Source organism: Neobacillus novalis NBRC 102450 (genome assembly GCF_001591805.1).
GTDB classification, from domain to species: Bacteria; Bacillota; Bacilli; order Bacillales; family Cytobacillaceae; genus Neobacillus; species Neobacillus novalis.
In genome coordinates this window covers 40766-62119 of the sequence record NZ_BCVP01000025.1, presented here as the reverse complement: position 1 = coordinate 62119, position 21354 = coordinate 40766, and the positions used below count along the sequence as shown (strand labels likewise).

Below are 21354 nucleotides of genomic sequence, written 5' to 3'. Positions count from 1 at the left end.
TACAAAAAAAGGAGGTAAAAATCCTTGAATGATAAAAAAGTGGTTGGAGAAAAGGCTGTAGAATACGTGAAAGATGGTATGGTCGTTGGACTTGGAACGGGGTCTACTGTATTTCATACCATATCTAAGCTTGGAAAACTGGTTGAAGAGGGACTATCTATTAAAGGGATTCCAACTTCAATCCAAACGGAGAAATTGGCAAAAGAAGTAGGAATCCCACTTGTTACGTTTAATGAAATTGAACAAATTGATTTAGCAATCGATGGTGCAGATGAAGTTGATGATGATTTTAATCTCATTAAAGGAGGAGGTGGTGCCCTTTTAAGAGAGAAAATTATCGCAAAAGCAGCTAAATCTTTTATCGTTATAGCCGACCCCCATAAAAGGGTGAATAAATTAGGGTCATTCCCACTTCCAGTAGAAGTGGTGCCTTTTGGATATGAAATGACGATGAAACATATTCAAAATCTTGGATGTAGCCCACAGCTAAGGCAAAACAAGGGGGCCCCATTTTTAACCGATAATGGTAACTATATTATTGATTGCATATTCCCCATAATTGGCCAACCTGGTGAACTCGAGAAAAACATGAATCTGATCCCGGGTGTTGTCGAAAATGGACTTTTTGTTGGAATGGCCGATAAAGTCATTACCTTGAATAGAGAAAAGAACATTATCATTAATGGACGAGTATAACCCCTTCATGATTTACATGAAGGGGTTTATGATTTTTTCTATATAGTGCTAGAGGGCAGTAAAAATTAGGTAATTGACTTATTCACCTTAATTAACTATAATATTATATATAATCAGGTTACTTTTTATACACTTGTTACTTTTCGTTCAAATAATTTATTATATAAAGAAAAATTAAAAGTGAGGTCTTAATAATGAACTTGATAGAATCAAAGGTTATCCAAACTAAGTTTGAAAAGGAAATATTTATTGACGAAATTTCAAACATTGAACTTAGTGGTTTTCAATATCCAAATAAGAACATTCCTTATTATGAAATGATGGTTGGCGTAGATTTAATGCGGATACGGAATAATGAATTTTACGGAACGAAAAAAAGCTACTTTGGTTTAAGAATTACAGAGGATTTACAATCTATCGTTGTATTTGATCCGGATCAACAAAGTATCTTTGCAGTTAAGAATGAACTGGAAAAGCAGGCTGCAATCGAACTAATTGATTATTTATTAATTGAATCTCCAAAATTCAAGGAATTAGTAAGGAAAATGATCTATAATAATAAACAAACAAACGTTGTTAGTGATATAGAAATCCAGGAACATAAGGCAAAACTTTCAGTGTTAGAAGGATTATTAAACGTTCCTAATCTAGATGTTAAAATTGCTGTACAAAAGAAAAAGATAGCTTGTTGATAATTTTTCTTCTGATTCCAATAAAAAAGGAGAGTGAGATATTTGATAGAAGAACAGGCAGAACTTTGTCCGGAGATTGAAAAATCTTTTGAATTAATTGGAAAAAGATGGACAGGGCTGATTATTTATGTATTATTAAGTGGACCGAAACGCTTTAGTGAAATTCATACAATGATCCCTGATTTAAGTAAGCGAGTGCTAACGGAGAGAATGAAAGAATTGGAAGAGCATGGGATCGTTTTACGTCATGTTATCCCTGAAAGGCCAGTAAGAACAGAATACCTATTAACCAAAAAAGGTAATGAATTAGCGAAAATTCTTGGACCTATTAGTCAATGGGCAATGAAATGGATGAAAATTAAATAAAGTGAGGCAATCCCAAAAGTACATTCTTTTGGGATATTTTATTTGTTGATTTCACCGTAGATACTTCAATGATTTACCAGTTCACAAATTAGACACAAATATCTTGACGAACGAATAAAAAAGTATTATTATGGTTACATAAAGTTACCTAGGAACAAAAATACTATGAGTAATTTGGTATTTGAGAGGCAATAGGGGCTTTTCTTTTTCAGTAATATCTCAGATTCGAGAATTTAGTAAAACGAAATTGAAACAATGGATAGAATAAATTGAAAGCAGCAGCAAGGAGGAATGAATATGAACGGAATGACTTTCGTCTTATTTGGCGCAACAGGTGATTTAGCGAAGAGAAAAATATTTCCTGCCTTATATAATTTATATCTTGATCAAAAAATGCCTCAATCGATTTCAATTATTGGACTTGGTAGACGTGAAGTGTCCGATAGTCAGTTTGAAAATCATGTCGAGCAATCAATCAAGACATTTTCAAGGCGTGTTGTGGACGACCGCGACAAAATGGATGCTTTCCTTTCTGCATTTCGTTACCAGAAACTAGATGCAACAAACGTTGATGACTATGGGAAGCTTCTAAACCTTGTTCAACAACGTGAAAGTGAACTAAATATTCCGGAAAATCGGATGTTCTACCTATCCGTCGGACCTGCGTTCTTTGATGTCATTTCCTTAAATATTAAAGAAAGTGGGTTAGGTTCTACAAAAGGATGGAAACGACTCATTATCGAAAAACCATTTGGACGCGATATAGAGTCAGCACGGGAGCTAAATGCAAAATTAAGCAACGTTTTTGAAGAAGATGAAATCTATCGAATTGACCATTACCTAGGTAAGTCGATGATTCAAAATTTGGGGGATTTACAATTTTTAAATCCCGTCATTCAAACTCTATTGAGCAACCAGCATATTGCGAATGTTCAAATTACTGCTAGTGAGACGGTTGGGGTTGAAGAACGTGCCGGATATTATGATCAATCAGGTGCCATTCGTGATATGGTTCAAAATCATATGCTGCAAATCTTGATGATGACTGCTATGCATATGCCAAAGAAAATCAGCCAGAATGAAATCAGAAATGAAAAGAAAAAAGTGATCGAATCTGTTCGTCCATTAAAAAAAGAGGATGTTATTTTAAATATTGTTCGTGGTCAATATCGTTCAGGCGAGATATTGGGTAGGCCGGTTGTAAGTTATCGAAATGAACCGGGAATTGATATTTCCTCCCAAAATGATACCTTTGTGGCAGCAAGACTTTGGATTGACAATCCATTTTGGCAAGGGGTGCCATTCTATATTCGAACAGGAAAAAGAATGGCTGAAAAATCTACACGGATTGTTATTGAATTCAAAAATGCTGGTCAAAAGGGTTGGGCAAATAAAGTGGCATCAAATCTTTTGATGATCGAGATTGGTCCTAATGAAAATGTATCCTTACAACTAAACAGCAGGAATCCTAAGAATGGAAAAATAGAACCTGTGAAGATTGGTTTTTCAAATGAACAAAAAGAAGTACCTGAAGCATATGAACGATTGATTTTTGATGCTATTCGTGGGGATTCCACGTTCTTTGCTCATTGGAAAGAAGTAGAATTGTCATGGCAGTGGGTACAACCTATCCTTGAGGCTTTTAAAGAAAACCTCTTACCCCTTCATTTATATCCAGCAGGTACCAACGGTCCTACGGCAGCACATCGATTGCTTGAGGAGGATGGATTCAAATGGTGGCTCGATGATGAAAAGTTACAAGATTTAAGTGAGCCCGTTCAAGAATTAGTAGCACAATAAGCAAGTTCCGAGGAGGAAGGAAATTTTATGAATAGAGCAATTGAAACTTTAGCTGTGAATACGATTCGTACTTTATCAATCGATGCCATTAACCGTGCAAACTCTGGTCATCCGGGATTGCCAATGGGAGCAGCACCAATGGCTTATGCACTTTGGGCAAATCATTTGTCACATAATCCTAATCATTCAAAATGGTTCAATCGTGATCGCTTCGTTTTATCTGCTGGTCATGGTTCTAGTATGTTATATAGCTTGCTTCATCTTAGCGGCTATGATGTATCTATTGAAGATTTGAAAAGCTTCCGTAAATTAAACAGTAAAACACCTGGCCACCCTGAATTTGGTCATACAGATGGTGTTGATGTTACAACTGGCCCATTGGGACAGGGGATTGCCAATGCTGTAGGAATGGCGATGGCTGAAGCTCATTTAGCGGCGAAATTTAATAAAGAAGCATACCCAATAGTTGATCACTATACTTTCACAATCGTTGGAGATGGAGATTTATCAGAAGGTATTTCTTATGAAGCAATGTCCATGGCTGGCCATATGAAACTAGGTAAGTTAATTACCTTATATGATTCTAATGATATTTCCTTAGACGGTGAATTAAATCTTTCATTCTCTGAAGATATTAAAAAAAGAGCTGAATCTGCTCATTGGCAGTATTTGCGTGTAGAAGATGGAAATAATGTCGAAGAAATCACAAAAGCTATTGCAGAAGCGAAATTAAATCAAGAGCAGCCAACATTAATCGAAGTTAGAACGATTATTGGTTTTGGCAGCCCTAAAGTTTCTGGAACGAATAAAGCACACGGTAACCCACTTGGAGCTGAGGAAGCAAAAGAAACCAAAAAGGCGTATGGCTGGGAATACGAAGAAGATTTCTATGTACCGGAAGAAGTAAAAGCTCACTTTGAAGCATTGAAACAAAATGGAGTACAAGTTGAAAATAAATGGGATGAATTGTTTAAAGCCTATAAAGCTGCCTATCCACAACTAGGAAGCGAACTTGAAGATGCAATCGATGGAAAAGTGCTGCTTGATGTCAAAGATATATTAACTTTTTCAACTGAAAAGGCCGTTTCCACACGTGTAGCTAGTGGCATGGCAATCAATCATTTTGTTAAAAAAGTTCCTTCAATCTTTGGAGGAAGTGCAGACCTTTCTGGGTCCACGATGACTGATATAAAAGGGGAAGCTCCTTTCGCGGTTGAATCATATGCAGGCAGAAACATCTACTTTGGCGTTCGTGAACATGCAATGGGGGCAGCTGGTAATGGAATGGCTCTCCATGGTGGTGTGAAACCATTTGTAAGTACATTCTTTGTTTTCAATGATTACTTACGCCCATCTATTCGTTTAGCTGCATTACAAAAGCTTCCTATCACTTATGTATTTACACATGATTCAATCGCGGTAGGTGAAGACGGTCCGACCCATGAACCAGTTGAACATCTTGCAGCTCTTCGTGCCATTCCGGGACTTACAGTCATTCGTCCAACCGATGCAAATGAAACAGCAAGTGCGTGGGGCTACGCTTTAAATCAAACGGAAGGTCCTGTTGCATTAGTTTTAAGCCGGCAAAACTTACCGGTGTTTGATGAAACAAAAGCAAATATTGATAATCTTTCAAAAGGTGCATATGTGTTAACTCAAACAAATGGAGAACCAAATGTTATTCTTCTGGCCACAGGTTCCGAGGTTTCTTTAGCTGTCGACGCTAAAACAGAACTTGAGAAAGACAATATCTCAGTACGTGTTGTGGCTATGCCAAGTTGGGAACTATTCAATCGTCAATCAGAGCAATATAAAGAATTCGTACTACCTTCTTCCATCACAAAACGAGTGGCAATTGAAATGGGAATCTCTCTTGGATGGGATCGTTATGTAGGACATGAAGGGAAAATTGTATCTATCGAGACATATGGTGCTTCGGGAACTGGAGCAGCTGTAATGGAGTTATTTGGATTTACAACAGCAAACATTGTTCAAACAACTAAAAGTTTATTAAATTCTTAAATCTAGACATAACATTAGGGGTGAAAAACATGGAAGTCGGCTTAATTGGTTTAGGTAAAATGGGGTTAAATCTTGGAAAAAACTTAATTGATCATCAACATCAAGTTACAGCATATGACTTAAATCCTAATGCTGTAGTAGATATACAACAATATGGGGCGAAAGGAACAACTAATCTAAGTGAACTTTTCTTATCGTTAGACAAACCGAGAGTACTTTGGATTATGGTACCACATCCAGTTGTGGATTCGGTTCTTAGTGAAATGACACCGCTGTTGGAAAAAGGCGATATCGTAATTGAAGCTGGGAACTCCCATTATAAAGAATCCATCCGCCGTTATAATCAACTAAAGGAAATTGGCGTTAGCTATATGGACGCAGGAACATCTGGCGGTATGGAAGGTGCTCGTAATGGAGCAAACTATATGGTAGGAGGAGATCCGGAAGCTTGGGCGGTTGTAGAACCTATTTTCCGTGATACTGCTGTAGAAAATGGCTATATTTTTACAGGTAAAGCAGGAGGCGGCCATTTCCTTAAAATGGTTCATAATGGAATTGAGTATGGCATGATGGCTGCAATTGGTGAAGGATTTGAGGTATTAGAAAAAAGCGAATTTGATTACGACTATGAAAAAGTCGCAAGAGTATGGAATAACGGTTCAGTCATTCGCTCATGGTTAATGGAATTAACTGAACATGCCTTTTCTAAAGATGCGAAGCTGGATCAAATCAAAGGTATTATGCATTCTTCCGGTGAAGGGAAATGGACGGTTGAAACCGCACTTGATCTCCAAGTTGCCGCTCCAATTATCACCATGTCCTTGTTGATGCGCAACCGTTCACTAGAAAATGATACATTTACAGGAAAAGTTGTCGCCGCTCTTCGCAACGAGTTTGGTGGACATGCCGTAGAAAAAAACTAAAAACTCTTATTAAAATGGAGGAATATTTTCATGAAATTTTTTATCGACACTGCTAACCTAAAGGATATTCAAAAGGCCTATAAAATGGGCGTTTTATCTGGTGTAACAACCAACCCATCATTAGTTGCTAAAGAAGGCGTTAAATTCGAAGATCGTATCGCAGAAATTTTACAAGCTGTACCAGAAGTTGAATCTGTTTCTGCAGAAGTAACTCCAAACGCAGTAACAGCTGAAGAAATGATTGCAGAAGCTGACGAGCTGATTAAAATTAACGGCGGAGATAAAAACATCACTATTAAAGTTCCTATGAATGTTGCGGGATTAGAGACTACACGTTATCTTGCTAAAAAAGGTGTTAAGGTCAATGTGACACTTATCTTCACGGTGAACCAAGCGCTATTAGCTGCTCGCGCAGGTGCAGCATATGTATCACCATTCTTAGGCCGATTAGATGATATTTCTGAAGATGGTGTCCTATTAGTAAGTAAAATCGCAGAATTATTCCGCATTCATAACTTAGATGCGCAAATCATTGCTGCATCCGTTCGCCACCCAGACCATGTAACACGTGTAGCGATGGCAGGTGCTCATATCGCTACGATTCCTTACAGTGTTATTGAGCAGCTTACTAAACATCCATTAACTGATCAAGGGATTGAGAAATTTGCTGCTGATTGGGCTAAAACGACAAAAAACTAGGGTTTTTTAGACATATAGCAATCAGTGAAATCGCTGATTGCTCCTATTTTTACATCTAATTTGGGAGGATTTTACATGACTATTTCTTTCGATTACTCTAACGCCTTATCATTTATGAATCAGAACGAAGTTGATTATTTAGATGAATTTGTGAAAGTTGCTCACAATAGATTACACGACAAAAAGGGGCCAGGATCTGATTTTCTTGGTTGGGTAGATTTACCGAATAATTATGATAAAGAAGAGTTTTCAAGAATTAAAAAGGCTGCAGAAAGAATTCGCAGCAATTCAGATGCTTTAATTGTCATCGGAATCGGAGGATCTTATTTAGGGGCAAGAGCAGCCATTGAGGCGCTTTCCCATACATTCCATAATCAAATGAACGGTAAAACTCAAGTATATTTTGCAGGTCAAAACATTAGCTCTACATATATTACCCATTTGCTAGAGTTGCTTGAGGGTAAAGATATATCTGTAAATGTTATCTCTAAATCTGGTACAACAACCGAACCTGCTGTAGCTTTCCGCATTTTCCGCGACTATTTAGAGAAAAAATACGGCAAAGAAGAAGCAAAAAAACGTATTTATGCGACCACTGACAAAGCAAAAGGGGCACTAAAACAATTAGCTGATGCAGAAGGGTATGAAACATTTGTGATTCCTGATGATGTTGGTGGAAGATATTCCATTTTAACTGCAGTAGGTCTTTTACCAATCGCGACAGCTGGTCTGGATATCGATAAAATGATGGAAGGAGCAAAGGCAGCTGCTAAAAAATACAATAACCCTGAGCTTTCCACAAATGAAAGTTACCAATACGCAGCCGTGCGTAATGCCCTATATCGTAAAGGAAAAACAATTGAACTTTTAGTAAACTATGAACCATCGCTTCATTACGTTTCTGAATGGTGGAAACAATTAAATGGTGAGAGTGAAGGGAAAGATCAAAAAGGACTATTTCCTGCTTCTGTTGATTTTTCAACTGACTTACACTCGATGGGACAATATGTGCAAGAGGGACGACGTGATTTGTTCGAAACGGTCCTTCAAGTTAAAAAGCCACAAATCGAGCTAACCATTCAAGCAGACCCAGATAACATAGATGGTTTGAACTTTTTAGCTGGAAAAACAATGGATGAAGTCAATAAAAAGGCTTTCCAAGGTACCGTGTTGGCTCATGTAGACGGCGGTGTTCCAAATTTAGTCGTCGAATTGGATCAATTAAATGAATTTACATTCGGTGAAATGATATACTTCTTTGAAAAAGCTACTGCTATAAGTGGACATTTGCTAGGTGTAAACCCGTTTGACCAACCTGGTGTAGAGGCATATAAGAAAAATATGTTTGCGTTACTAGGTAAGCCAGGTTATGAAGCGGAAAAAGAAGTTTTGCTAAAACGGTTAAATAAATAACGATATATAAAGTATAAAAATACCCTTATTTGTGAGCTTAGTTAATGACAGCTCCTTATAAGGGTATTCTATTATTTATCATCAGGTTCAACACCTGGTAGTCTCTGTCTCTTTTAGGAAAGGGTATTTTATGAAAAGAAAGTCGAGCGTGTTATCGACATCATTTTAATCAATTTCCCGGGAAAAAACCAAACGGGAGAAGGACTAAGTCCAAATTCAATTAAACGTTTAGTTAATAAGAGAATATGGGTATACCTGTAGAAGCGTGTAATATGAGCGGAAAAGACCTATTTTTCGTCACGGTTTGTGCATAAAGATATAAAGAAGAGTCTTATTTTCGACAGTATTTTATCCGATTTCAAGGATAAAACCCTTTATTTATAAGCCATTGATCCGATATTAATCAAACATTTGATTAGTATTTTAAAAACTAACCAAACGTTTGATTGAAAACGTAGTATTCCTTGAAACAAGGGGATTATCATCAAAGAACTGCTAAGAAATTTGAGATATTAGTGCAATGATGGGGAGGCATAACCGCTTGTTCTTTGAGAAACACTAATTTTGTCGCCTTTAGTATGACAAAGTTAGCCTTCCTCTTTATTGAATGAAGGGGGTTCGTACTTTACCATGTATAAGGTAATACAATAATGAAAGGATGAGAGCACATGGCTCAATCTAATATAAAAGTAGCTGTCCAAAAGTTCGGTAACTTCCTAAGTTCGATGGTAATGCCGAATATTTCTGCTTTCATTGCATGGGGGTTAATTACTGCACTATTTATTCCTACTGGTATCCGCCCAAATGAAAGCCTTGCCAAATTGGTTGATCCAATGGTCACTTACTTGCTTCCGCTTTTAATCGGATATACAGGCGGTAAGCTCGTACACGATCAACGAGGTGGTGTCGTCGGGGCGATTGTGACAATGGGTGTCATTGTCGGAGCAGATATCCCGATGTTTCTCGGGGCGATGATTATGGGACCGCTTGGCGGATATATTATTAAAAAATTTGATCAGCTGATTGAAGGAAAAGTTAAAGCAGGCTTTGAAATGCTTGTGAACAATTTCTCAGCAGGGATCCTTGGTGGATTTTTGGCGATTTTAGCCTTTTTAGCCATTGGTCCTGCCGTTACCACATTTACAGGCTGGCTTATTACCGGTGTTGATTGGTTATTGGCAACAGGATTGCTGCCATTGACAAGTATCATTATCGAGCCTGCAAAAGTATTGTTCTTAAATAATGCGATTAACCATGGGGTGTTGTCGCCAATTGGGTTAGAGCAAGCGAAAACAACAGGGAAATCCATTCTATTTCTACTTGAAGCAAACCCAGGACCTGGTATCGGTGTCCTGCTGGCTTTCAGTATTTTTGGAAAAGGGACTGCCAAAAGGTCAGCACCAGGCGCAGCGATTATTCAGTTCTTTGGCGGAATTCATGAAATTTACTTCCCATATATTTTAATGCGTCCGATGTTGTTTTTTGCAGTCATTCTAGGCGGAATGAGCGGTATCTTTACATTGATGCTTTTAGGTGGGGGATTAGCTTCTCCCGCGTCACCGGGTAGTATTATTGCCATTATGGCCGTTACCCCGCCGCAAGCGAGTGCTTATCTAGCAAACATTGCCGGCGTCTTAGTAGCTGGAATCGTATCCTTTGTGCTTTCATCTTTCATTCTAAAAACGGGTAAGCAAAAGGATGAAGACATTGAAGAAGCAGCAAGAAAAATGCAAGAAATGAAAGGCAAGAAAAGCTCTGTTTCTAATGTCTTTGCTACTAATCCTAGTACGATGCCAGAAAACGTCAACAAAATTATTTTTGCCTGTGATGCTGGAATGGGATCAAGTGCAATGGGCGCGTCCCTTCTTCGAAAAAAGGTAAAAGAAGCAGGAATGAACATTGCAGTTACCAATACGGCGATTAGTAACCTGCCTTCAGATGCACAAATTGTTATTACGCAGGAAGAGTTGACACCAAGAGCCCAGAAACAAGTGCCAAATGCCTATCATATTTCGGTTGATAACTTCCTATCAAGCCCTGAATACGATAAGTTAATTAATCGGATAAAAAATCCTGAAACGGCTGAACTTCAGGAAATCGTGGAAGACGCAGAAGCGGCTGTTCCAAGCGGTGACCCGCACACTGATGATGCTTTACTGCGTGAAGAAAATATCTTCCTTAACCAAGAATTTGCATCAAAAGAAGAGGCGATTCGTTTCGCTGGCAATGTGCTGGTCAAAGCAGGGTATGTAAGGGAAAGCTATATTGATGCGATGATCGCACGTGACGAAATGACATCCACCTATATGGGCAACGATGTCGCGATTCCACATGGTACTGAAGAAGCGAAAAAGGATGTCCTGAATTCTGGTTTTACGGTTTTACAAGTACCGAATGGTGTAGACTTTGACGGTCAGAAGGTACGATTGATTTTCGGTATTGCCGGAAAAGATGGAACACATCTTGAAATCTTATCTGGAATTGCCGTTACTTGTTCTGATATGGCCAATATAGAAAAACTAGTTGAAGCAAAATCAGCAAGAGAAATCATGGACATTTTAAATGATAAATAATTTATTTACCGAATAGAAAAGCCGCATTTGCAGCTTTTCTATTCACTTTTCCTCGTGTACTTTTTACCAGAAACGAGTTGGTTGCATGTATATAACTTCAAGGGAAAAAGCAATCATTGAATTAATCGTTAAAACATCAGGTAATCATACTGCTGCGTCGATTGCTGCATACTTAAATGTGAGTGGACGAACGATCCAACGGGATTTAAAAGCGGTAGAAAAAATTCTTGACTCATTTGCGCTTCATTTAGTCCGTAATATCAATAAAGGGCTCATGATTGAGGGGAAGAATGAGCAAATATTTCGCCTGATTCAGTATTTAATGAACATTGACCCAATTGATCAAACACCACAGGAAAAAAAACTGCTGCTCCTTATCTCTCTGGTGCAAGAGGAGTCCTTTAAAATTCAGACGTTAGCCAATGACCTTGGTGTTAGCATTACAACCCTAACCATCTATTTGGATGAAATGACAGAGTGGCTTCGTCATTTTAATGTGCAGATTACTAGAAAAAGGGGAGTCGGAGTCGATCTAAACGGCTCGGAATCAAACAAACGGAGAGCCCTGGCAAGTTATATATTGCTTCATTTTAATGAAGAACTAATGGAAAGTTTGTTTTTGTTGGAAAATGAAAAGAGCTTTCAAGAAGTCATTTTGTTTTATTTTCGTCCAGACTACCTTTTTGCGATATATCGAGAAGTAAATACTACTTTTAATCATTTGCAGCATCGTCTTGCATATAGCGATTATATCGGTCTAATCGTACATATTTGTATTACCATGCAAAGGACGGAAGGCTCTTTTCTATTAGAGGAAGATGCAGATTTTCTCAATGAGCAGACGAATGAATATAACCTTATCAGGGAAATTTGTCAGCGAATTGAATCGTCATTTTCAGTCGAGTTTACGAAAGATGATGTACACTTTTTGGCGGCAATCCTTAAAGGTTCTAAACTTCAAGCCGTCGATATTGTTCCATATGATAGTGTTGTCCTTAGCAAAAGGATAAAAAACGTAATCGAACATGTATCTTCACAACTTCATGTGGATTTAACTAAGGATTTTTCTTTGTATCAGGGACTGCTTGCCCATATGGAGCCTGCACTATATCGAATTAAACAAGAAATGGGATTGTTTAACCCGTTAAAAGAGGAAATTAAACGAAAATATCCGTTTCTGTTTTTAGCTGTTAAGAATAGCATTGAAAAGTATTTTATCGATATTCCAGACTTTCCTGATGATGAAATAGCCTTCATCGTTCTCCATTTTGGTTCGGCTTTAGTGATGCAGGAAGAAGATCTGTCGATAAAGGCGCTGGTTGTATGCCCAACAGGCATTGGCACGTCTAAGATACTGGCCAGCCGAATTAAGAAGAAAATCGTAGGAATTGGGTCTATCGAGATCAAATCGATGAAAGAAATGCAGCAGCAAAATAATTTTAGCAGCTATGATCTGATTATCTCTACCGTTAAACTCCCATTTACAAATCTAGACTATATCCTTGTTTCGCCACTCTTAAGTGAAGAAAATATCGTAACCATCAGGAATTTCATCAGGGATAACATCGAGACTATAACAGAAAATAAGAATTATCTAAAGCCAGCTCCCAAAAAGGCTCAAGCAGCCAGTTTTACAAGTGTCACTTTAGGGGAATTATTACAGGAGATAAAGGATGTATATCAAAGTATTCAGTCTGTTTTAAATAACTTCTGCGTTTATCGGATGCCGCATCTAAAAGGCCATAATCTGATTTTAGAAGAAATGGTAAAACTGGCTGAAAAGAATGGGCTGTTAATAGATTCAAGTGATGTGCTGGAAGCGATAGAAGCTCGGGAACGAAAAGGCGGGCTCGGTATTCCAAATACCGGGTTGGCACTATTTCACTGTAGAAATAAGAACGTTCATGAACTCATATTCCAGGCTTCTCATTTGGAGCAGCCTATACTTGTAAAAGGTATGGATGGAAAGAATATGTACATGAAGAATGTACTGTTAATGCTGGCACCCGAGGAATTAAGTATCAGAGAGCAGGAAATCGTAAGCTTGATTAGCACAAGTTTAATTGAAAATCATGCCGCCATTCTGATTTTTTCATCAGCCAATGAAGAGATGATTCGGACAAAATTGGAATCCGTCTTTTTGGATTATCTTCACACAAATATACTAAAGGAATGATAAAAATGAAACTAGCCATCCATTTTGGAGCAGGGAATATTGGAAGAGGATTTATCGGCGCACTTTTTTCACAATCGGGTTATCATGTGACCTTTGTTGATATTGCCGATCAAATTATTAGCCAGTTAAATGAGAAAAAGCATTATCAAGTAAAGTTGGCTACAGATAAACAAGAAACGGTCACGGTAGATAACGTGTCAGGATTAAACAATATGACACAAGAAAATGAAGTGATCGCAGCAATAAAGGATGCAGCCTACCTTACGACTGCAATTGGCCCGAATATCCTCCCGCGGATTGCCCCGTTGATTGCGAAGGGGTTAACCGAACGGGTTAAGACAAACACAGAAAAGTTATATGTGATTGCCTGTGAAAACCAAATTTCGGCGACCGATTTGTTAAAAGGCTATATTTTCGAACATTTAGATGATGAGACGAAAGCAAATTTAGCGGGCAAAGTGTATTTCTTTAATTCTGCCGTTGACCGGATCGTCCCAATTCAAAACAATCATGGCTCCCTCGATGTACTAGTTGAACCATATTATGAATGGGTTGTAGAGACAAGCGAAAGCATTCCTCCGATTGAAGGGATGAAGATTGTTTCAGACCTCGCTCCATTTATCGAGCGAAAGCTGTTTACAGTAAACACCGGTCATGCCGTCATTGCCTACCTTGGTTATCTAGAGAACAAGTCTACGATTGATCAAGCATTAGCAGATGAAAAGATTGTGAAACAAGTTCAAGCGACACTTGGCGAAACGGGTGCTTATTTAATCAAACAATATGGCTTAAATCCAGAGGATCACAGCCAATATATCGAAAAAATTATTAGCCGTTTTAAAAATGCCTATTTGAATGATGATGTGACAAGAGTTGGCCGTTCACCGCTCCGTAAGCTTGGTCCAAACGATCGTCTCGTGCGTCCTGCAACGGAAGCAGCGAAAGCGGGGCTCTCATACACAAATCTTGCAAGGGCAATTGCCTCGGCCCTGCTTTTTGAATACCAAGAAGATGACGAAGCAGTAAAGCTGCAAGCGATGATTAAAGAAAAGGGGCTTCCTGCTGCGCTCAAAGAAGTAAGCGGGTTGGATGAAAACAGTGAAATCACAAACGAGGTAGTAAGTCATTACAATATACTCAAGAAATAAGAAAAAGGAGGTCAGTCCTTCGCTGCTTTAAAGTGGCGGGACAGACCTTTTTTTGTTTAATTATTTTCTGTCGCCCTGATTACTTTAGTAGATTAATGTTGGCAACAATCATTAAGACAAAATGAAGTTTTGTATTTATTGATTGAATTTTGAAAACGCTTTAATCTAAATATAGAAAGTTCTACAAATAAGTTAAGGGGGAAAAGAGATGATTGAAACAGCAACGGCAACAGCAAAAGAAAAAGCAGACGTAAAAGTGAAGATACAGAGATTCGGTAGTTATTTAAGTGGTATGGTCATGCCGAATATCGGAGCGTTTATTGCTTGGGGGATAATAACAGCATTATTCATCCCTTCTGGAAGGTGGCCAAATGAGGATTTGGCTAAATTAGTTGGACCGATGATCACGTATTTACTGCCATTATTAATTGGTTTTACAGGTGGTCGAATGGTCTACGATATTCGTGGTGGTGTCGTTGGTGCGACAGCAACGATGGGCGTAATTGTTGGAACGGATATCCCGATGTTCCTAGGTGCGATGATTATGGGTCCAATTGGAGGCTTTGTCATAAAGAAGTTCGATCAAGCGATTCATGGCAAAATTAAATCTGGCTTTGAAATGCTTGTAAATAACTTCTCAGCAGGTATTCTTGGTGGTGTCTTGACTCTATTAGCTTATAAGGGTGTAGGTCCAGTTGTTGAAGCGCTAAGTAAAGCTTTAGCAAAAGGTGTAGATATAGTTGTTGATATAAATGTTTTGCCATTAGCAAACATCTTTATTGAACCAGCAAAGGTACTTTTCTTAAATAACGCGATTAACCATGGGATTTTAAGTCCATTAGGGGTTGAACAAGCAGCAAAAGCTGGAAAATCGATTTTATTCTTATTAGAAACAAATCCTGGACCGGGATTAGGTATCCTCCTTGCTTACTGGTTGTTTGGTAAGGGCTCTGCGAAATTAACAGCACCTGGAGCAGTTGTTATTCACTTCTTAGGTGGGATCCATGAAATTTACTTCCCATATATTTTAATGAGACCTATGCTTATCTTTGCTGCAATGGCAGGAGGAGTAAGTGGAGTATTTACCTTTAATCTTTTTAATGCCGGACTTGTAGCAGCTCCATCACCGGGTAGTATTTTTGCCTTGATGGCAATGACGTCAAAAGGCGGTGCTGTTGGTGTCCTTGCAGGGGTATTAGTGGCAACAGCTGCATCCTTTGCAGTAGCTTCATTGATCTTAAAAACTAGTAAGGCAACAGATGAGGACTTATCTTCTGCAGCAGCAAAAATGGAAGAAATGAAAGGCAAGAAAAGCTCTGTTTCTTCAGTGTTAACAAACGCACAAGATGCAATCATTCCTGAGAATGTAAACAAAATCGTATTTGCTTGCGATGCCGGTATGGGTTCAAGTGCCATGGGTGCATCCATTTTAAGAAATAAGGTAAAAAAGGCAGGTTTGGATGTTACTGTGATAAACACAGCGATTAACAACTTACCAAATGATGCTGACGTTGTTGTTACGCACAAAGATTTAACAGACCGTGCAAAAGCAAAGCTTCCGAAAGCGACACATATTTCGGTAGAAAACTTTTTAAATAGTCCTAGATATGACGAATTAATAAATGATTTGCAAAAGTAATTGAACGAAAGGCCTAGACAAAATATGCTAGGCCTTTCTTATTTTAATGTTGTCAACAATGCAGTTGACTAATATATAAATAGCTTCCGTTGTATAAAGGGATTTACGGGATTAAAATGATAGTGTAAGTATAAAAATTTAATTTTGGCAACATCATATGATTGGTGATTGACGGTCAACCTTTAGGGAGTGAGAAATATGTATATTTCCGCAAGAGAAAGACAAATCCTTGAAATCTTATTAAAGAATACGGATGAAATGACCGTGAAAGACCTTGCCAAACAAATTGGTGTTAGTGGAAGGACGATCCATCGGGATTTAAAAAATGTAGAAGATATTTTGGGCGAATATAACCTGTCATTACAAAAAAAATCAGGGGTTGGCGTCCAAATCACAGGTGACCAAACCAAGATTCGCGAACTAGAACTATATTTGTTTAATCTCTCACATACAGAATACATGCCTGAAGAACGACAAACGATTATTTTCTGTGAGCTGCTAGAAACAAATGCACCTGTTAAACTGCTTGGTCTTGCTAACGATTTAAATGTCACAATTGCTACAGTCAGTGCTGATCTAACCAAACTGGAAGAGAGATTACAAACCTTTGGATTAGCACTCATTCGAAGAAGAGGCTATGGTGTTGAAATCGAAGGAGATGAAGGTGCTAAACGAAGGGCCATGAGCAGTCTTATCTCTGTGTATCTTGATGAATCCGAAATTCTTTCGTTAACACGAGAAAATATTCAAAAGAGGTCGACCCAGCAAATTCATACCATATCTGAACGACTTATGGGACTTGTTGAAAAGAAAAAGCTTGTTATTGTCGAAAAAATTGTCAATTCAATTGTTCAGGAATTACCCTTTTCGATGGCAGACAGCGCCTATATTGGGTTAGTGATTCATTTAGCCCTAGCGGTGGAACGGATTCAAAAAGGCGAAGGGATTACCATCAATTCATCGTATTTAGAAAATCAAAAAGCAACAAAGGAATATAAGTTTGCAGAAAAAATAGTTGCTCAGTTGGAGCAGGTTTTTACGATTAATATACCTGAGGCAGAGGTTGCCTACATCACGATGCACTTAAAAGGCGCGAAGTTAAGGCATGATCATGAATATTTAAACGAAGATACCAGCTTACAGGTTGCAATCAAAACTAAAAAATTAATTGAGCTGGTTGGGGATTTAGTTGGATTAGACTTAGTGGCAAATCGATCCTTATTTGAAGGGCTCGTCATGCATTTAAAGCCTGCTATTTATCGAATGAAACAAAAGATGGGGATTAGTAACCCGTTGTTAGATAAAATTAAACGAGATTATGCTGAATTGTTTTCGATTGTCAAACAGGCAGGAAAGCAGGTTTTTGATGATTTTTATCTTCCAGATGAGGAAACGGGATATCTCGTTATGCATTTTGGTGCCGCGATATTGGGCAGCAGGGATCTTATAAATTTTAGAACGTTGGTGGTTTGTTCAAGTGGAATCGGTACCTCTAAAATGCTGGCCACGAGATTACAAAAAGAGTTCCCAGAGCTGAAACACATTCAGAATGTGTCAGTTATGGAATTTAAAAAGATGAAAAAGGATAATTATCAATTAGTAATATCCACAATCCCTATTCCAGATTACGAATCGGATTATATAGTAGTCAATCCCTTTTTAAATAAAGATGAGATCGAGAAGATTCGTTCCTTTATCAATGAATATAAGATTGTGAATAGTTCCGAAAAAAACCTCCCTGTCATGTTGAATGCCAATGTGAGCAAAAAGAGTGCAGCCGGGTTAATAGAGGAAATGCGTGGTATCCAAGAATATACAAGGGTGATTGCTACCATTCTTGAAGACTTCGAATTAAACGAAGTAAGCGAAAAGAAGACAACAGAAGAAATCTTAACACAGCTTTGTCAAAGTCTATATGAAAAACAAAAGATTGACGATGTGGAAGCCGTCGTTAAGAAAGTCCTCGAAAGAGAAAAACTTGGAGGAATAGGGATTCCGGAAACGAGGATGGCATTATTTCATTCGCGAGCACCACATGTGCAGCAGCCGTGCTTTGTCATTTCTGTTCTGCAAACGCCCATTAAGGTTGTGGGCATGGATGAAAATGATATGAACATGATTAATTTCATTTTGCTGCTATCGCCTGAGAACAGCTCAGATAATGCATTAGAAGTGTTAAGTTATATAAGCTCATTGCTAATTGAAAGTGATGAAAATATAGCCATTTTTCAATCAGGTGACTACGGTAGGATAATGGGATTACTAACAGCCAGATTTGATCAATTTTTTACCGAGAAATTAAAAGAATTAAGGAGTGTTTCGTTATGACGAAATCCATTTTGGCTAAAGAAAATATTTTATTAAATACAGCAGTAGGGACAAAAGAAGAAGCTATTCGCGTAACAGGAAGCATTCTTGTCGACAAAGGGTATGTAGACGCAAACTATATTGGAAAGATGCTAGAAAGAGAAGCGTTGACTTCTACTTATATGGGTAATTTTGTCGCTATCCCACATGGGACCGAGGATTCAAAGTTATTAGTTAAGGAATCAGGAATTTCATTCGTTCAAGTTCCACAAGGGGTAGACTTTGGTTCCGGAAACATTGTAAAACTGCTCATTGGGATTGCTGGTAAAGACAACGAACATTTAGACATTCTATCCAATATTGCAATTGTCTGTTCGGAGGAAGAAAATATTGAAAAGCTTGTTGCCGCAAAAACAGCCGATGAAATTTTGGCGATATTTGAAGAGGTGAACTAAGATGTTGGCTGTTCACTTTGGAGCTGGAAATATCGGCCGTGGGTTTATCGGGAATTTATTATATCATTCAAAATATGAAACTTGCTTTGTCGATGTAAATAGTGAAATTGTAAATTTACTAAATGAAAAGAATGAATATCGTGTCGTACTTGCTGAGCCAACTCAAGAAGAAGTTACGATAAAAAATGTTAGAGCGATTAATAGTGCATCAAACCCGGAGCAAGTGATAGCAGCCATTGCTGAAGCAGATCTAGTTACTACGGCGATCGGACCGAACATTCTTCCGCTTATCGCCGGTTTGATTGCAGATGGCCTGCGCAAACGTGTCGAACAAACAGATAAGCCGCTCAATATTATTGCTTGTGAAAATATGATTGGCGGGAGCTCGCTGTTAAAAGAGAAGATCTTTGAAAAATTAACAGCTGATGAACAATCACAATTTGAAGGGCGTTTCGGCTTTCCTGATTCCGCTGTCGACCGGATTGTACCGAATCAAGTCAATGTAGATAAGCTGATGGTAAAAGTGGAGCCATTCTATGAATGGGTAGTAGAAGAACCGAAAATCATTGGCGAGAAACCTCCGGTTAAGGGAATCACCTATGTACAGGAATTAGTGCCTTATATTGAACGTAAGCTATTCACGGTCAATACAGGTCATGCCCTAGCGGCCTATTTTGGTTATTATTTTGGAATGGATACGATTAATCATGCGATGGAGAACAAACAAATTCTTGAGTTAGTGGAAGGCGCCCTTAAAGAAAGCGGTGCGTTTCTAGTTGAAAAATACGGCTTTAACGAAGAGGAACATAACAAATATATTCAAAAGATTATCGGACGCTTTTCAAATTCTTATATTGTTGACGAAGTGACAAGAGTAGCGCGCTCGCCAATCCGCAAGCTTGGACCAAACGATCGCCTCGTTAGTCCTGCAAGACAATATCAGGAGATCGTCGGAAAGAACCCTGAATATCTATTAAAAGGGATTGCCGCAGCTCTCATGTACGGTTTTCAAGGGGATGAAGAAGCAGTCCAAGTTCAAGCGGCCATCAATGAACAAGGATTAGAAACAACAATAGAGAAGTTGACACAACTCGATGGAACTTCCTCTTTAGTCAAAGGAATTATTGAGCAATACCATCAATTGTAGGGACAAGGGGCACCTTGTCCCTATTTTATTTTTTAATGCATCGGCAATTGGAGAAAACTGAAAAGATTAGTATAATGGAATTGTTTACTTAAGGATAAATTTAGAGTGATTTTTACTTAACGAAAGGGTTTTTCTCATTTGGGACAAGAAGCCTGTCCCTAAGTCCCATATAAAAACTTTCAATGAGGTGAAGTATGAAAAAGCAATGGAACCTAATATTTGTCCTACTTTTGGTCTTAATTATTGCGGTTTTCTCAGTTATTAATGTTGAACCTGTAACGGTTAATTACTTATTTGGAAAAGCGGACTGGCCATTGATTCTCGTCATCATTGGATCAGTTCTATTGGGAGCATTATTAGCTGGTTTAATTGGTATGATGAAAATTTATCAACTTCAAAGGACTTTGAAAAAGGCTGCAGTAAAAACAGATGACCAATAAATCCTGACTCAAAATCAGTCCCTCATTGCATTAAAGCAATAGGGGACTGATTTTTTCATTTATTTAGAACCTCTATAAGATGCCCTATTCTATGAGAAATGTCGAGCGGGTTTCGACATTATCTTTATCAATTTCCCGGGAAAAAGCCAACGGCAGAAGGAGTTAGTCATGATTCAATCAAACGTTTAGTTAATACGGAAATAGAGGAATTCCTGTCGAAACGTGTAGTATGAGCGGCAGTACCTTATTTTTCGCCACGGATTTGGGATAAAAGAAACAAGAAGAATTCCATTTTCGACAATATATTTACTGCTTTTAAGGTGTAAACCCTCTATTTATAAGCATTTGTTCCGATTTCAATCAAACGATTGATTAGTTTTAATAAAACCAATCAATCGTTTGATTGAAAATGCAGTATTCCTTGAAATAATGGGCTTTTCATCAAAAAACTACTAAGAGATTTGTTGAAATATAAAGGGTGTCATATAGAGGGTGTCAGGCACCGCTCGTGGACATTTGTGCGCACACGGCGGACAGTTGGGTGTTCTTTTTCCCCCGAAGGTACGGCGTTTAGCATCATTTTACGAATTTTACTAATTCCTAGGGGATACATTTAGTGTGAATTTTAATTCTAACAGTGCTATAATATAGGATAAATATGAATAGTCCTTCGGGGTCGGGTGAAAGTCCCAATCGACGGTGATGAAGAAATTCTAAGCCCGTGAGCCTTTTATAAGGCAGGATTTGGTGTAAATCCAAAGCCGACAGTATAGTCTGGATGGGAGAAGGACGGATGAGCAGGCCTTATTTCCTTATGAAGAAAAACACACTTCAAAAGGTTTATTTAGCGATGCTTAC

At 38.3% G+C, this 21354-nt stretch carries 16 protein-coding genes and 1 riboswitch; all 16 genes read left to right on the top strand.

The annotated features are described in order from the left end of the window. The first annotated feature begins 24 nt into the window (after positions 1-24). Entirely contained in the window at positions 25-696 is a 672-nt protein-coding gene (gene rpiA, locus BANVL01_RS18360; protein WP_066094952.1) for a ribose-5-phosphate isomerase RpiA, read from the top strand. A gap of 194 nt (positions 697-890) precedes the next feature. Further along, positions 891-1388, top strand: coding sequence for a hypothetical protein (locus tag BANVL01_RS18355; RefSeq protein WP_066094956.1), 498 nt, complete (start codon positions 891-893; stop codon positions 1386-1388). A 45-nt stretch (positions 1389-1433) separates the two neighbouring features. Next, entirely contained in the window at positions 1434-1754 is a 321-nt protein-coding gene (locus BANVL01_RS18350; RefSeq protein ID WP_066097184.1) for a winged helix-turn-helix transcriptional regulator, read from the top strand. 297 nt (positions 1755-2051) lie between these two features. Further along, a complete protein-coding gene (gene zwf / locus BANVL01_RS18345) occupies positions 2052-3554 on the top strand; it encodes a glucose-6-phosphate dehydrogenase (RefSeq protein WP_066094958.1) in 1503 nt (500 codons plus the stop codon). Positions 3555-3581: 27 nt separating this feature from the next. Further along, complete coding sequence (gene tkt / locus BANVL01_RS18340; protein WP_066094959.1) at positions 3582-5576, top strand: transketolase; 1995 nt, start codon at positions 3582-3584, stop codon at positions 5574-5576. A gap of 29 nt (positions 5577-5605) precedes the next feature. After that, entirely contained in the window at positions 5606-6499 is an 894-nt protein-coding gene (gnd, locus tag BANVL01_RS18335) for a phosphogluconate dehydrogenase (NAD(+)-dependent, decarboxylating) (protein WP_066094962.1), read from the top strand. A 30-nt stretch (positions 6500-6529) separates the two neighbouring features. Continuing rightward, complete coding sequence (fsa, locus tag BANVL01_RS18330; RefSeq protein ID WP_066094965.1) at positions 6530-7198, top strand: fructose-6-phosphate aldolase; 669 nt, start codon at positions 6530-6532, stop codon at positions 7196-7198. 75 nt (positions 7199-7273) lie between these two features. After that, complete coding sequence (locus BANVL01_RS18325; protein WP_066094969.1) at positions 7274-8611, top strand: glucose-6-phosphate isomerase; 1338 nt, start codon at positions 7274-7276, stop codon at positions 8609-8611. A 668-nt stretch (positions 8612-9279) separates the two neighbouring features. After that, positions 9280-11184, top strand: a complete 1905-nt coding sequence (locus tag BANVL01_RS18320) for a PTS mannitol transporter subunit IICBA (RefSeq protein WP_066094971.1) — start codon at positions 9280-9282, stop codon at positions 11182-11184. A gap of 85 nt (positions 11185-11269) precedes the next feature. Further along, positions 11270-13360, top strand: a complete 2091-nt coding sequence (locus tag BANVL01_RS18315) for a BglG family transcription antiterminator (RefSeq protein ID WP_066094974.1) — start codon at positions 11270-11272, stop codon at positions 13358-13360. 5 nt (positions 13361-13365) lie between these two features. Beyond that, positions 13366-14508, top strand: a complete 1143-nt coding sequence (locus tag BANVL01_RS18310; RefSeq protein ID WP_066094977.1) for a mannitol-1-phosphate 5-dehydrogenase — start codon at positions 13366-13368, stop codon at positions 14506-14508. 208 nt (positions 14509-14716) lie between these two features. Beyond that, positions 14717-16147 (top strand): PTS mannitol transporter subunit IIBC, encoded by a 1431-nt coding sequence (locus tag BANVL01_RS18305; protein WP_066094980.1) that lies wholly within the window; start codon positions 14717-14719, stop codon positions 16145-16147. Between the two features lie 198 nt (positions 16148-16345). Further along, positions 16346-18475: a BglG family transcription antiterminator gene (locus BANVL01_RS18300; RefSeq protein ID WP_066094982.1), complete on the top strand. Its 2130-nt coding sequence runs from the start codon at positions 16346-16348 to the stop codon at positions 18473-18475. Then, positions 18472-18909, top strand: a complete 438-nt coding sequence (locus tag BANVL01_RS18295; protein ID WP_066094985.1) for a PTS mannitol transporter subunit IIA — start codon at positions 18472-18474, stop codon at positions 18907-18909. Before BANVL01_RS18300 ends, BANVL01_RS18295 begins: the two co-directional genes overlap by 4 nt. A 1-nt stretch (position 18910) precedes the next feature. Continuing rightward, complete coding sequence (locus BANVL01_RS18290; RefSeq protein ID WP_066094988.1) at positions 18911-20056, top strand: mannitol-1-phosphate 5-dehydrogenase; 1146 nt, start codon at positions 18911-18913, stop codon at positions 20054-20056. A 194-nt stretch (positions 20057-20250) separates the two neighbouring features. Continuing rightward, positions 20251-20496, top strand: a complete 246-nt coding sequence (locus BANVL01_RS18285) for a LapA family protein (protein WP_066094991.1) — start codon at positions 20251-20253, stop codon at positions 20494-20496. Between the two features lie 662 nt (positions 20497-21158). Continuing rightward, positions 21159-21290: riboswitch (FMN riboswitch) on the top strand. The last annotated feature ends 64 nt before the right edge of the window (positions 21291-21354 follow it).